General features: G+C 69.2%; 10 protein-coding genes and 1 pseudogene. All 11 read left to right on the forward strand.

Going from position 1 to position 13,898, the window contains the following annotated elements; translation table 11 throughout:
• Positions 1–1,839 (forward strand): annotated as a pseudogene (mrdA, locus tag M9902_RS06085) (penicillin-binding protein 2); the annotation flags it as partial.
• Positions 1,840–1,958: 119 nt separating this feature from the next.
• Entirely contained in the window at positions 1,959–3,089 is a 1,131-nt protein-coding gene (gene rodA, locus M9902_RS06090; protein WP_297221573.1) for a rod shape-determining protein RodA, read from the forward strand.
• Between the two features lie 107 nt (positions 3,090–3,196).
• Entirely contained in the window at positions 3,197–4,474 is a 1,278-nt protein-coding gene (locus tag M9902_RS06095; RefSeq protein WP_297221574.1) for a GGDEF domain-containing protein, read from the forward strand.
• An 86-nt stretch (positions 4,475–4,560) separates the two neighbouring features.
• Positions 4,561–5,691: a lytic murein transglycosylase B gene (mltB, locus tag M9902_RS06100; protein WP_297221575.1), complete on the forward strand. Its 1,131-nt coding sequence runs from the start codon at positions 4,561–4,563 to the stop codon at positions 5,689–5,691.
• Positions 5,688–7,103 carry a septal ring lytic transglycosylase RlpA family protein gene (locus tag M9902_RS06105; protein ID WP_297221576.1) on the forward strand — a complete coding sequence of 472 codons (1,416 nt, stop codon included), beginning with the start codon at positions 5,688–5,690 and terminating at the stop codon, positions 7,101–7,103. Before mltB ends, M9902_RS06105 begins: the two co-directional genes overlap by 4 nt.
• Positions 7,104–7,239: 136 nt before the next feature.
• Positions 7,240–8,469: a D-alanyl-D-alanine carboxypeptidase family protein gene (locus M9902_RS06110; protein ID WP_297221577.1), complete on the forward strand. Its 1,230-nt coding sequence runs from the start codon at positions 7,240–7,242 to the stop codon at positions 8,467–8,469.
• Between the two features lie 52 nt (positions 8,470–8,521).
• Positions 8,522–8,803 carry a DUF493 family protein gene (locus M9902_RS06115; protein ID WP_297221578.1) on the forward strand — a complete coding sequence of 94 codons (282 nt, stop codon included), beginning with the start codon at positions 8,522–8,524 and terminating at the stop codon, positions 8,801–8,803.
• Between the two features lie 23 nt (positions 8,804–8,826).
• Positions 8,827–9,546 (forward strand): lipoyl(octanoyl) transferase LipB, encoded by a 720-nt coding sequence (gene lipB, locus M9902_RS06120; RefSeq protein WP_297221739.1) that lies wholly within the window; start codon positions 8,827–8,829, stop codon positions 9,544–9,546.
• A gap of 216 nt (positions 9,547–9,762) precedes the next feature.
• Positions 9,763–11,964, forward strand: coding sequence for a carboxy terminal-processing peptidase (locus M9902_RS06125; protein WP_297173388.1), 2,202 nt, complete (start codon positions 9,763–9,765; stop codon positions 11,962–11,964).
• Positions 11,965–12,041: 77 nt separating this feature from the next.
• Positions 12,042–12,971: a drug/metabolite exporter YedA gene (yedA, locus tag M9902_RS06130; RefSeq protein ID WP_297221579.1), complete on the forward strand. Its 930-nt coding sequence runs from the start codon at positions 12,042–12,044 to the stop codon at positions 12,969–12,971.
• Positions 12,968–13,894 (forward strand): EamA family transporter RarD, encoded by a 927-nt coding sequence (gene rarD, locus M9902_RS06135; protein ID WP_297221580.1) that lies wholly within the window; start codon positions 12,968–12,970, stop codon positions 13,892–13,894. The genes yedA and rarD overlap by 4 nt, the downstream gene beginning before the upstream one ends.
• The last annotated feature ends 4 nt before the right edge of the window (positions 13,895–13,898 follow it).

Below are 13,898 nucleotides of genomic sequence, written 5' to 3' on the forward strand. Positions count from 1 at the left end.
ATGCGGGGTGGTTCGCGTCCGATGCGAGACCAGGCCGCCGAGGCGGCGTTGTTCCAGCGCCGCGCGCTGGTGGGTTTCCTGCTGGCCGCGCTCGGGCTGCTGGCGCTGGGAGGCTGGTATTTCCGTCTGCAGGTGCTTCAGCACGACACCTACGCCGCCCGCTCCGAGGCCAACCGCGTGCGGCTGGTGCCGGTGGCGCCGGCGCGCGGCCTGATTTACGACCGCAACGGCAAGATCCTTGCCGACAACGTCGCGGCGTGGCGGCTGGAGGCCATTCCCGAGCGCGCCGGCGATGGCGCGGTGCTGCTGGGCAAGCTGCGCGGCATCATCGCGCTCGACCCCGACCAGCAGCAGCGGTTCCTGCGCGAGTACCGCAGCAGCCGGCCGTTTCGTCCGGTGACCTTGAAGCTGCGGATCACCGAGGCGGAGGCGGCGCGCTTCGTGGTCGATCGCTGGCGCCTGCCCGGGGTCGAACTGGTGCCCTATCTCGAACGCGTCTATCCGTACGGCGCGCTGCTGGCGCACGTGGTCGGCTATGTCGGCCGGGTTGACGAGCGCGACCAGGCCGAGATGGGCGACGTTGCCGGTGTCTATACCCACGCCGGCAAGACCGGGATCGAGCGCTATTACGAATCCCGGCTGCGCGGACGGCCCGGCTACCGGCGGATGGAAACCAACGTCGCCGGGCGCACCGTGCGCACGCTGGATACGGTCCCGGCCACCGCGGGCACCGACCTGAAGCTGTCGATCGACATCGACCTGCAGCGGGCGATGACCGACGCCTTCGGTGAGCTTGAAGGTTCGGCGGTGGCGCTGGATCCGCGCACGGGTGAAATCCTGGCCATGGTCAGCCTGCCCAGCTTCGACCCCAACCTGTTCGTCAACGGCATCAGCCATGCCGCCTTCAAGGCGCTGAACGAAAACCCCTCGCGCCCGCAGTTCAACCGCATCGTGCTGGGCGGGGTGGCACCGGGATCCACGGTCAAGCCCTTCCTCGGCCTGGCCGGGCTCGACAGCGGCGTGCGCCGGGCGGAGGACAAGATCCTGTCCACCGGCATGTTCTACCTGCCGGGGCAACGCCGCGGCTATGGGGACTCCCACCGCGGTGGCCACGGCTGGACCGACCTGCGCAAGTCGATCGCGCAGTCGGTCAATACCTACTACTACAAGCTGGCCCTGGACATGGGCATCGACCGGCTCGACGAGTACATGGGGCATTACGGCTTCGGTCGGCCCACCGGCATCGATCTGGCGGGCGAGATCGGCGGCATCCTGCCATCGCCGGCGTGGAAGGCGAAAAATGCGCCCAAGCAGGGCCGGTGGTATCCCGGCGATACCGTCATCACCGGGATCGGGCAGGGGTTCTGGAACGTCACCCCGCTGCAGTTGGCCAAGGCCACCGGCGGCATCGCGACCGGCTGGCTGCACGTGCCGCATCTGGTGATGGATACCCGCGCCCGCTTCGATGCGCCGTGGACGCCGGTGCCGGCCAAGCCGGCCGAGCGCATGAGCAACAGCCCGGCGCATCTGCAGGCGGTGCGCGAAGGCATGATCGAAACCATCCACGGCTATGGCACCGCCACCAACATCCGCCCCGGCCTGACCTACCTGATGGCCGGCAAAACCGGTACGGCGCAGGTGGTCAGCCGTCGCAGCGCGGCGGCGCTCAATCCGCGCAGCCTGCCCATGCACCTGCGCCACCGGGCGCTGTTCATCGCCTTCGCGCCGGCCGACGCGCCGCGGATCGCGATTGCAGTCGCGATCGAAGGCGGCGGCTACGGCGCATCGACGGCGGCGCCGATTGCACGCAAGGTGGCCGATGCCTGGCTGGTGGGCCGGAAGATCGAACCCGCCGCCGCAGCGCTGCCGACCGCGGTGACGGAAACGCCGCGCCCGGATTTTTCCAACGTCGTCGGCAGTGCGGATGCCCAGCGCGATGCGGCGGGGGCGAGCCGGCCATGAAATACCTGCTCCGTTTTTTGCGGGATCTGCTCGAGCGCTTCGCCCGCAGCCTCGACCTGCCGCTGCTGGCGGCATTGGCGGTGCTGATGGGGGTTGGTTTGGCCACCCAGTACAGTGCCAGCGGTGAGTCACTGCGCGGGGTGGCGATGCAGGGCGCCTTCTTCGGCGTCGGCCTGGTGGCGCTGTGGGCGGCCTCGCGGGCACCGGCGCGGCTGCTCAAGCAGGCCACCCCGGCACTGTTCCTGCTCTCGCTCATTCCGATGGTGCTGGTGCTGTTCATCGGCGGCGGCAAGTACGGCAACCATTGGATCAAGCTCGGTTTCTTCAACGTGCAGCCGTCGGAACTGTGCAAACTCAGCCTGCCGATGATGCTGGCCTGGCAGTTCGATCGGCATGCCCTGCCGCCGCGCTTCGGCGTGCTGCTCAAGGCGCTGGTGATCATTTCGGTCCCGGTCGGGCTGACCCTGCTCCAGCATGACCTGGGCACTGCGGTGCTGGTGCTGGCCACCGGCATCTTCGTGCTGTTTCTGGCCGGCACCTCGTGGTGGTGGTGGGGCGCGGCCGGCGCGCTGGGCGGCGGTGGTTTCGCGCTGGCGATGTTCGCGCCGATCACGTGGTTCTCGTTCCTGCGCCCGTATCAGGTCAACCGGATCCTGACCTTCCGCAATCCCGAGAACGATCCGATGGGCGCGGGCTGGAACATCCTGCAATCGCAGATTGCCATTGGCGGCGGCGGCCTGACTGGCAAGGGCTGGGGGCAGGGCACGCAGTCGCATTTGAACTACCTGCCCGAACACACCACCGATTTCGCGTTTTCGGTGCTGGCGGAGGATTTCGGCTGGCTGGGCGTTGCCGGTGTGCTGGCGCTGTACCTGTTCCTGATCGCCCGCTGCCTGTGGATCGCCGCCGATGCCCGGGACCCGTTCTCGCGTCTGGTTGCAGGCACGGTGGGCCTGTCCTTGTTCGCCTACGTGCTGGTCAACGGCGCCATGATCTCCGGCCTGCTGCCGGTGGTGGGCGTGCCGATGCCGCTGCTCAGCTACGGCGGCACCTCGGCCGTCACCCTGTTGCTGGGCTTTGGCGTGGTGATGGCGCTCAAGCAAAAACGGCATGGCCAGCGCGGCTGAGGCAGGGAGGGTCGGTCCGCGCCGCTTCCGCCACGGCAACTTGTGGTAGCGTCCGAAGGTTCAGGGCGACCGCAGTGGCCGAGGGTGGGTTCGGGAGCAGCAAGGCCATGCAGTCGGAAGCATCCATCATCACGACGACCCTGACCCAGGTGGTGGCGCTGGCCGGTGGTCTGGGCTGCCTGGGCTGGCTCCTGCTCGGCTTCCCCGGCAAGTTGTCGCACGCGACGGCGCTGCGCTTTGCGCTTGCCAATCTGCTGCTGGTGGTGGGCGTTCTGCTGGTCCTGCGGCGCAGCGACGACGTCACGCCGTTGGCGTTCTGGATGGACTACTGGGCGGCGGACGTGCTGCTGATCGTCGGGATCGCGTGTTTTCGCGACGGCGTCAACGGCCTGCTGCGGCTGCCGTCGAGCCGCCGCGAGACCCTGCTGGTCGTGGCAGCCTTCGCGCTGGTCTTGGCCCTGATTCCGTATCCGGATGTCACGATCCGCAAGCGCGGGATCCTGTTCTCGATCACCCTGGCCTTGCTGGTGTTCCGTATCGCCGGCGACTGCCTGCGTCAGGGCGATGGCCAGATCGCGCGGCTGCCGCTGCGGATCGTGGCGACGGTGTTTGCGGCGCTGGGACTGGCGCTGAGCGTGCGCGGCCTGGGGCTGGCGTTCTGGCCGGAAACGGCGGTGCAGCTGGAATCGACCTCGGTCGGCGGCTCGATCCCGTTCCTGTGGACGGCGGTGACGGCGTTGCTGGCCACCAACAATGCGCTGGCGGGCCTGGTCGTTGCCGGGCTGCTGCAGAAGATCCAGCACCTGGCGACCCATGACACCCTGACCGGCTGCCTCAATCGCCGCGCTCTGGATGAGCGTCTGCGTGGCGCGGAGGAGCGCAGCCGGCGCGGCGGCGGGACGTTCGGTGTGGTGATGTTCGACATCGACCACTTCAAGCGCATCAACGATCGCCATGGCCATCTGGCCGGGGATGCGGTCCTGCAATGCGTTGCCGGGATCATGCGCGACCAGCTGCGCGACCGGGGCGTGATCGGGCGCTGGGGCGGCGAAGAGTTCCTGATCCTGCTGGACGGCGCCGACGCCGAATCGGCGCTGGCGACGGCGCAGCGGCTGCAATCGGCGCTGGCGACGACCGTGTGGCAGTGGAAGGGAGAATCGGTGCCCCTGGCCGCCAGTTTTGCCTCGGATGCGGCGGTGGCGGGGCGCATCGACCTGCAGGCGCTGGACCGCGCCTTGTATCGCGCCAAGGCCGCGGGCCGGAATTGCGTGGTGGCGGTCGAACGCGCAGCGCCGGCGGTCGCCGCCATGTCGCCCGCGCCGGCGGTCACGGAGTGCTGCATCGAAGTCCCGCCTCCGGCGGAAGGCCCGAAAACGGCATCCTGAGCGGAGCGCCTGGGTGCGGGCGGTCAGCGCGCGATGGTTGTGCGGCCACGGGCACTTGCGCGCGCTGCGTGCTACCCTGCGCGCGGATGATCCGCCGCGTCCTGCCCTGTGTCGTCGTGTTCGCCCTGGCGGCGTGCGCGGCGCCCTCACCCAAGCCGGCTCCCGAGGTCGCGGCAGGGGTCGCTGCACCTGCACCCGCCGTGCCGGCACCGCCTGCGGCAACGCCGGAACCCGTCAGCGCGGCGCATGTCCGCGGGTTGGACGCCGCCCGCGCCGACTTCGTGCGCACGACGGCGCAGCGCTTTGGCATACCCGCGGCCGAGATCGAGGCGGTGCTGGCGCGGGCGCAGATCCGCGAACCCATCATCAAGGCGATGTCGCGGCCCGCGGAAGCCAAGCCGTGGCGCGATTACCGCCCGATCTTCATCCAGCCGGCACGGATCGACGGCGGGCGCGCCTTCCTGGCGGCACACCGCGATGCCCTGCAACGCGCCGAGCGCCAGTATGGCGTGCCGGCGGAAATCATCACTGCCATTCTCGGCGTGGAAACCGGCTACGGCGCCAACAAGGGCAGCTGGCCGGTGGTGGACGCGCTGTATACGCTGGCGTTTGCCTACCCGCGCAGCGGCGACCCGGCGCGGGTGGCCTACGAAGACAGGCGCGAGGCGTTTTTCCGCGATGAACTGGCCCAGTTGTTTGCGCTGGGCAAGGAAGAACACCTCGACATCACCACGCTGAAAGGCAGCTATGCCGGGGCGATGGGCTGGGGCCAGTTCATGCCGTCGAGCTACCGCCAGTACGCGGTCGATGGCGATGGCGATGGCCGTCGCGATTTGTTCAATGATCTCGATGACGTGATCGCTTCGGTGGCCAACTACTTTGCTCTGAAGGGGCAATGGCAGCGCGGCGGGCCGGTGATGGTGCGGGCCGTGCGCGGTCCCGGGGCGCAGGATTTCGCCAATCCGGGCAATGCCGTCACCCTCGACCAGACCCTGGCCGCGCTGGCCGCGCTCGATTACCGACCGGCGATGGCGCTGACCTTGCCGGCCACGACGCCGCTGACCCTGATCACCCTCGACGGTGCCGCCGGCCCCGAATACTGGATCGTCTTCAACGACTTCAAGGCGATCACCACCTACAACATCTCGCGGCACTACGCGACCGCGGTCTACCAGCTGTCCGAATTGATCGCCGGACGCGGTGGAGACGCCGGGTGAGCGGCCGCCGGCTGCTGCTGGCCACGCTGCCGCTGGTGCTGGCGGCCTGCGCCACGACCGGCAACCGGACGGCATCCACCCCGGCTCCCGCACCGGCCCCGAACCTGCCGGCCGCCGCGGCGACAGCGCCGCCAGAGGCGCTCCGGACATCGCCGTATGCCCCGGCCCAGGAAGACCCGAGCAAGCGCGGGGACTATGTTGCCGGTGGCCTGTTCCGTCCCGGCGAGGCGGATACGGTGCCGGCCGAAATCCCCGACGTCGATGCGATCCCGGAACCGGAAGTGCGCGAGGAGCCGCGCGCGCGCACCGGCAACCGCGACTACGTGGTGCTCGGTCGCCGTTATCGGGTAATGGACGATGCCGAAGGCTATGTCGAAGAGGGCAATGCTTCGTATTACGGCAGGAAATTCCACGGTCGCCGGACCTCCAGTTCGGAGGTGTACGACATGTACGCCTTCACCGCCGCGCACCGCACCCTGCCGCTGCCCAGCTTCGCGCGCGTCACCAATCTCGCCAACGGCCGTTCGATCATCGTCCGCGTCAACGACCGCGGGCCGTTCCATTCCGATCGGATCATCGACCTGAGCTATGCCGCCGCGGTCAAACTCGGCTATCGCGAGCGCGGCACCGCCCGGGTGCGGGTGGAGGCGTTGACGCCCGACGACATGGCTGCGGACGTGGCCGCACGCCGGTCGACTGCACCACCGGCACCGCCCCCCGCACCCGCGCCTGCGCCTGCGCCCGCGCCAACCGCGCTGGATCGACTGGTGTCCGACCTGCCGCCGGTGGCGGCAACGGACGCCGCGCCGCGGCCACCGGAACCGGCAGCAGCTTCGGCGGCGGCCCAAGTGACGCCGTCGCCGGCTGCGGGGAGTGCGACGCCCAACGGCAACCGCTTCTACATGCAGCAAGGGGGGCGCAACATGACGGCCGCCGAGTTCGAGGCCTGGATGCACGCCCGCGGCATCCATGTGGCCACGGGCCGGCCGAAGCCCGCACCGGCGGCGCCGGACGCAGCGCCGGCAACACCTGCGCTTGTTGCTGCTGCCTCGCCGCCGGCACCGGCACCGGCACCGGCACCGGCACCGGCACCGGCACCGGCACCGGCAAACCTGGCCCCTGCGGCTGCGGAAGTCGCGGCTGCCGCCGCCCCGGCGGCCAGCGCGGTGGCCACCGATCCGGATGCCGTCGTGCTGCAAGTCGCCAGCTTCAGCAGTGAGGAAAACGCCAAGCACGCGCTTTCGGTCCTGCTGCGCGCCGCCGTCACCCGGGCCCGGATCCTGGTTGCCACGGTCGGCGGCCGTCAGGTGTGGCGGCTGCGGGTGGGGCCGGTCGATCCCGAAACCGCTCCGGAACTTGCGTCCCGGATCGAAGGTCTGGGATTGGGTCGGCCGCAGCGTGTCAGCGACTGAAGGCCTTGCCGCAAGTCCGGGCACGTGCCGGGCTTGGCGGTGCTGAAAAGTCCGGGCTGGACTTTTTCAGCCTTGTCCTAGAATAGATCCCTGTCCTGCCGGTTCAGGCCCGGCGATCCCGAAGGAGAGTATCCGGATGCGGTTGCGTTCGCTGTCGTTCATCGTGCTGGCCAGCGCCAGTCTTGCGTTCGGTGCGGGGCTCGCGCCCGGCGCCGGTTTCGCCCAGACCCCGCCCCCGGCGGCGCCCGCGGCGCCCGCGGCGCTCAGCGACAGCCTGCCGATTCCCGATGCGCCCGCGCCCAAGACCAGCAAGGCCTGGCTGGTCATGGACTACGCGACCGGGCAGATCCTCGCCGGCGAAAACGTCGACGCTCTGGTCGAGCCGGCCAGCATCACCAAGGTGATGACCAGCTACGTGATCGCCGCCGAAATCGCGGCGGGCAAGATCCACCGCAACGATCCGGTGAGGATGACCGAACACGCCTGGCGTGAGGGCGGCGCCGGCACCGATGGCAGCTACAGCGGTTTCGAAGTCAACCAGACCGCGCCGCTGGAGCAGATGGAAATCGGCATGGTGGTGCAGTCCGGCAACGATGCCGCGATCGCGCTGGCCGAACACGTCGCCGGCAGCGAAGCCGCCTTCGCCCAGCTTATGAACGCCTACGCGAAGAAGATCGGGATGACCCGCTCCCACTTCGTCAATCCGCACGGGCTGCATGCCGAAGGCCATGTCACCACCGCCCACGACCTGGCCCTGCTCGGGCGGGCGCTGATCCGCGATTTCCCCGACGCCTACGCCTACAACAGGATCAAGGAATTCACGGTCGGACCGATCACCCAGCCCAACCGCAACCTGCTGCTGTGGCGCGATCCTTCCGTGGACGGCATCAAGACCGGGCACACCAGCGCCGCCGGCTATTGCCTGATGACGTCGGCCAAGCGCGGCGACCAGCGCCTGATCACGGTGGTGATGGGCGATGTCAGCGAGAACCAGCGCGCGGTGGATTCGCAGGCCCTGCTCAACTGGGGCTTCCGGTTCTACGAAACCCACCGTCTCTACGAAGCCAATCGCGTGCTGGCCTCGCCGAAGGTGTGGAAGGGCGCGGCCGACCTGGTGCGGGTCGGCGTGGCCAGCCCGCTGCTGGTCACCGCACAGCGCGGCAAGTATTCGCGGATGAAAGCCAGCATGGAATTGCCGCGTTCGCTCACCGCTCCGATCGCCAAGGGTCAGCGGATCGGGACGGTGAAGGTGACGCTGGACGGCAAGGTGGTGGCGCAGGCCCCGCTGGTGGCGCTGGACGCGGTCGAGGAGGGCGGCTTCTTCAAGCGCCTCTGGCATGACTTGCTGATGTGGTGGGAGAGTTGAGCGGCACGGCGTGCGGCTTGCGCTGCATGCGATCCGCCCCCATCTGGATGCAATGAACAACCTCCATTCCGACAATCCCGAGCACGGCTTCCAGTTTCCCGGCGTCTTTCAGCTGGCGGCCATGGGCAGCGCCGACAAACATCTGGAATTCGAACTGCCGCAGCATCTGCAGGCGGCGGGAATCGAAGTCCTGCACGAAACCGTGAACTGGCGCCATTCGGCCAACGGCAAGTTCGTGTCGGTGCGGATTTCGTTCCGCGCCGCCACGCGGGGCGACTACGAGCGCGCGCATCAGGCGCTGCGCGATCATCCGGAAGTGAAGTGGACGCTGTAAGCGCCGCGTCGGCCTGCCCCGCGCTGGCACCGGGCGCCGGTTCTCGCCCGGACGCGGGTGGCCGGCCCGCGGCCTGCTTCGATCTCGGCCGCCAGCCCTACCTGCCGGTCTGGCGGGCGATGCAGGCCTTCACCGACGCGCGCGGCGAAACCACGGACGACGAATTGTGGCTGGTCGAACATGAGCCGGTCTTCACCCTCGGCCAGGCCGGCAAGCCCGAGCATGTGCTGATGCCGGGCGGGATTCCGGTCATCCACGTCGATCGCGGTGGCCAGGTGACCTACCACGGGCCCGGCCAGATCGTTGCCTATCCGCTGCTTGACCTGAAGCGGCTGAAGATCGGCGTGCGCGAGTACGTGTGCCGGATCGAGCAGGCCGTCATAGACACGCTGGACGCATGGAACATCGGTGCCACCCGTCGCGCCGGGGCGCCCGGCGTGTACGTCAATGGCGCCAAGATCGCGGCCTTGGGCATCCGGGTGCGCCACGGCCGCGCCTTCCACGGGCTGGCGTTCAACATCGCCGGCGAAAGCACGGCCGCGTTCGCGCGCATCAACCCCTGCGGATATGCCGGGTTGCAGGTGGTGGCCATGCAGGACCTGGGCGGGCCGTCTTCACTTGCCGCGGTCAAGCCGGTGCTCAGCGACCATCTGGCACGCCAGTTCGGCTTCACCCTGCAGCCGCGCGCGGGTCTGCCCGCGGCGCTGGACGCGCTGCGGCACGCGGAGTCGGGGGCCGCCTGAAATGGCGTGGATCGTCGCGGGTCGTGGCCTTTGCGCGGACGCCGCTGCGTTGACCTTGGCTGTCAGGCGCACGTTCACATTTGCCCACGCGTGCCGGATAAAGTGAGAACCGGCGATCGGCGCGGACTTCCGGCACTGGGCAGGCATCCGGCCGCTCGCCAATCTGGCATTCCAACAAGAACTCCTTGCAGCGGCGCGCCACGCCGCGGAGACACGATGATCCAGCTCTTTCCCCGTCCCTTGCGCGCCCTGCTCCTCGGCCTGGCGCTGGTCCTGCCGCTGGCGCTGTCGACCGCCGGGTTTGCCGCCGACCAGAATCCCGGTATCGGCAGCGGGCCGACCACGGCGCAGATGACCACCTCGCGCATGGTCTACGGCCTGCTGTCCGACAGCCGCTATGCCTATCGCCCGCGCGCGCTCGATGCGGCGTTGTCCCGGCAGATCCTCGACGAGTACCTGAAGGGGCTGGACCCGAACAGGTTCTTCCTCACCGCGCAGGACGTGGCCGGGTTCCAGCCCTATGCCGGCACGCTCGGAAATGCGATCCGCAGCGGCCAGGTGACGCCGGCCTGGGCGATCTTCACCGTCTACCGCGAGCGGGTGCGCCAGCGCGTGGCCTATGCGCGTGGCTTGCTCAAGGGCGATTTCGATTTCACCGGCAATGAACGCTATTACTACGACCGCGAGGATGCGCCTTGGGCCGATGCGGCCGCCCTCGACGCGCTGTGGCGGCAGTCGGTGATGAACGACTGGCTGCGGCTGAAGCTGGCCGGCAAGAAGCCCGAGGAGATCCGCAAGACGCTGGACAAGCGCTACGCCAACATGCTCGACAGCATCGATGCGCTCAAGGGCGACGACGTCTTCCAGAGTTTCATGAATGCCTATGCGGAGACCATCGATCCGCACACCGAGTACATGAACCCGCGCAGTGCGGAAAATTTCGCCATCACCATGTCCAACTCGCTGGAAGGCATCGGCGCGGTGCTGTTTCGCCAGGACGACGCGATCGTGGTGCGCGAGCTGGTGCCGGGTGGGCCGGCGGAGCGCAGCGGCGGGCTCAAGAGCGGCGACCGCATCGTCGGCGTGGCGCAGGGCGCGGCCGGCGACATGAAGGACGTGATCGGCTGGCGCACGGATGACGTGGTGCAGCTGATCCGCGGCAAGGCCGGCACCCTGGTCCGGCTCGACGTGGTGCCGGCCGAGGCGCCGCTGGACAGCAAGCCGCAGGAGCTGCGGCTGACCCGCGCCAAGGTGCGGATCGAAGACGCGCGCGCGCGCGCCGAAACCATCGTGGTTCCCGCCAGCGGTGACGGCCCGGCGCGGCGAATCGGCGTGATCCGCCTGCCCGGCTTCTACCAGGATTTCGAGGCGCGCCGGCGCGGCGATCCCAACTATGCCTCGGCCACCCGTGACATCGCCAAGATGCTCACCTCCTTCCGCGCCCAGAAGGTCGATGGGGTGGTGCTCGACCTGCGTGGCAATGGCGGCGGCTCGCTGGCCGAAGCGGTCGAGCTGACCGGGCTGTTCATCGACAAGGGCCCGGTGGTGCAGGTGCGCGAATCCGGCGGCAAGGTGACGGTGAACCATGACCAGGACGCCGGCGTGGCCTGGGACGGACCGCTGGCGGTGCTGGTCAATCGCGCCTCGGCGTCGGCGTCGGAAATCGTTGCTGGCGCGATCCAGGACTACGGGCGCGGGCTGATCATCGGCGAGACCACGTTCGGCAAGGGCACGGTGCAGACCATGCTCGACCTCGATCGCTGGCCGTCCAAGGAAGACGCGCGCTACGGTGAGCTCAAGCTGACCGTTGCCCAGTTCTTCCGCCCGGGCGGCAGCAGCACCCAGAACAAGGGCGTGGTGCCGGACGTGACCTTCCCGACCAGCGTGGACGCCAGCGAATACGGCGAGAGCACGTATCCGAACGCGCTGCCGTGGACCCGGATCGTGGCCGCCCCGCACGTGCAGTACGGCAATTTCGCGCCGCTGCTGGCGCCGCTGCAATCACGGCACGAGGCGCGTGCGGCGCGCGATGTCGAATACCAGTGGTGGGTCGAGGACGTGCGCCAGTTCCGCGAAGAGCAGGCCAAGAAGTGGATTTCGCTCAACGAGGTCGATCGCCGCGCCGAACGCGACCGCTTCGACGCCCAGCGCAAGCAGCGCGCCGAGACCCGCGCCCGGCTTGGCATCAACCGCGATCCGCTGCTGGAGAGCCGGGCCGACGACGGACTGACCGCCGACGAGCGCAACGCAGCCGACGACGTGGCCCGGGCGGAGGCGGCGCGCAAGGCCACCGACCCGCTGCTGCGCGAGTCGGCGGCGATCCTGGGTGATGCCATCGGGCTGCTCGGCCGCGATGGCCGTCTGGCCGCCCAGGTGCTGCCGCAGACGCGCAATGCAGCCGGACACTGGGCCGACTGAGCGCGCCCGTCGGTTGCAGCCACTTGCCTTGCCCACGCGGGTGCCTTCCGGCGCCCGCGGTCGCTGATGGATTCCCGATGGCGTCTTCCACCGTTTCCCCTGCGTCTGTCGCCACGGCGCCCGCTTCCGGCGTCGCGCTGGCGCTGGCGGCGCTGTACCTGATCTGGGGGTCGACCTATCTGGCGATCCGGTTCGCGCTGGAGGGGGGCTTCCCGCCGTTCCTGCTGGGCGGGATCCGCTTTCTGGTCGCTGGTGGCCTGTTCTACGCCTTCCTGCGCTGGCGCGGGGTGCCGGCGCCGCGCCGTGCGCAGTGGCGCAATCTGCTGCCGATGGGCTTTTTCATGCTGTTGCTGGGCAACGGCATGGTGAATCTGGCCGAGACCACGGTGTCCTCGGGCCTGACCGCAGTGGCGGTGGCCTCTTCGGCGCTGTGGTTGGCGATCTTCGCGGCGATCCGCGGCGACCGCCCGACCCGGCTGGAATGGCTGGGACTGGGGATCGGCTTCCTGGGCGTGCTCTGGCTCAACGCCGGCAGCAGCCTCGCCGGTTCGCCGCTGGGGCTGGTCGCCCTGCTGGTGGCCTGCCTCGGCTGGGCCTACGGCTCGATCTGGAGCCGCGACCGTGATCTGCCGGCGCCGTTCATGTCGGCGGCCGGGCAGATGCTGTGCGGCGGAGCCTTGATGGTCGGGGTCGGGTTGGCTTTGGGCGAGCGGTTTGCGCAAGTGCCCGATGCGCGCGCACTGGCCGCTTTCTGGTATCTGGTGGTGCTGGGCTCGCTGGGCGGGTTCACCGCCTACATCTGGCTGCTGAGCCACGTGCGGCCGGCGCTGGCGGGCAGCTATGCCTACGTCAATCCGGCGATCGCGGTGCTGCTGGGCGCGTGGCTGGCGCACGAGCGCTTCGGCGGCAGCGAGCTGGCCGCCATGGGCGTGATCCTGCTGGGCGTGGTCGTGATCACCTTCGGCAAGGCGCTGCGCAAGCTGGTGGCCGGGAGCGATGCGGCATGAGCGACAATGCACACGCCGATGCCGTGCGCGGCGTCTGGGCGGCGGTGGCGGCGTTCGTCACCTGGGGTTTTTCGCCGCTGTACTGGCACTTGCTCAATGCCGTGCCTTCGCTGCAGATCGTGCTGCACCGGGTGGTGTGGAGCGCGCTGTTCGTCGCGGTCGTATTGCTGTGGCGCAGCGGGCGCGGCTGGCTGCGGCAGACCCTGGCCGGGCAGCCGAAGCTGGGCTGGACGCTGGCGGCGTCGAGCCTGCTGATCGCCGGCAACTGGGGGCTGTACATCTGGGCGGTGAATGCCGGTCACGTGGTGGAAGCCGCGCTCGGCTATTTCATCAACCCGCTGTGCAACGTGGTGATCGGGGTGCTGTTCCTGCGCGAGCGGCTGCGCGCCCTGCAATGGGCCTCGGTGCTGGTGGCGCTGGCCGGCGTGGTCTGGCTGACCGTGCAGTACGGCGGGCTGCCGTGGATCGCGCTGACGCTGGCGGTCTCGTTCAGCCTGTACGGCCTGCTGCGCAAGCAGGCGCACGTGGACCCGGTGGCGGGGCTGGGCGTGGAGAGCGCGTTCCTGTTCCTGCCCGGGCTGCTCTGGCTGCTGTGGATCGAAGGCCACGGCGGCGGTGGTTTCGGCCACGGCTACGGCGTCCTCAACGCGCTGCTACTGGCGCTGTCGGGGGTGCTGACCGCGCTGCCGCTGATCGGGTTCGCCTACGCGGTGCGGCGGATCCCGCTGAGCGTGGCCGGGTTGCTGCAATACATCTCGCCGACGCTGCAATTCCTGATCGGCGTGTACCTGCTGGGCGAGCCTTTCGACCAGGCGCGGCTGGTGGGCTTTGTCTGCATCTGGATCGCCCTGGCCTTGTTCGTGGTCGATGGCCTGCGCGGCGGTCGCCCGCCGCGGGAAGCGGAGTTGGCCGAGGTGGTCTGAGGCG

Source organism: Thermomonas sp. (genome assembly GCF_023953935.1).
GTDB lineage: Bacteria > Pseudomonadota > Gammaproteobacteria > Xanthomonadales > Xanthomonadaceae > Thermomonas.

Excerpts from the sequence above, each read along its gene's own strand:
- rodA (WP_297221573.1), top strand. The coding sequence starts at position 1,959 with ATGAAATACCTGCTCCGTTTTTTGCGGGATCTGCTCGAGCGCTTCGCC.
- M9902_RS06095 (WP_297221574.1), top strand. The coding sequence starts at position 3,197 with ATGCAGTCGGAAGCATCCATCATCACGACGACCCTGACCCAGGTGGTG.
- mltB (WP_297221575.1), top strand. The coding sequence starts at position 4,561 with ATGATCCGCCGCGTCCTGCCCTGTGTCGTCGTGTTCGCCCTGGCGGCG.
- M9902_RS06110 (WP_297221577.1), top strand. The coding sequence starts at position 7,240 with ATGCGGTTGCGTTCGCTGTCGTTCATCGTGCTGGCCAGCGCCAGTCTT.
- M9902_RS06115 (WP_297221578.1), top strand. The coding sequence starts at position 8,522 with ATGAACAACCTCCATTCCGACAATCCCGAGCACGGCTTCCAGTTTCCC.
- M9902_RS06125 (WP_297173388.1), top strand. The coding sequence starts at position 9,763 with ATGATCCAGCTCTTTCCCCGTCCCTTGCGCGCCCTGCTCCTCGGCCTG.
- yedA (WP_297221579.1), top strand. The coding sequence starts at position 12,042 with ATGGCGTCTTCCACCGTTTCCCCTGCGTCTGTCGCCACGGCGCCCGCT.
- rarD (WP_297221580.1), top strand. The coding sequence starts at position 12,968 with ATGAGCGACAATGCACACGCCGATGCCGTGCGCGGCGTCTGGGCGGCG.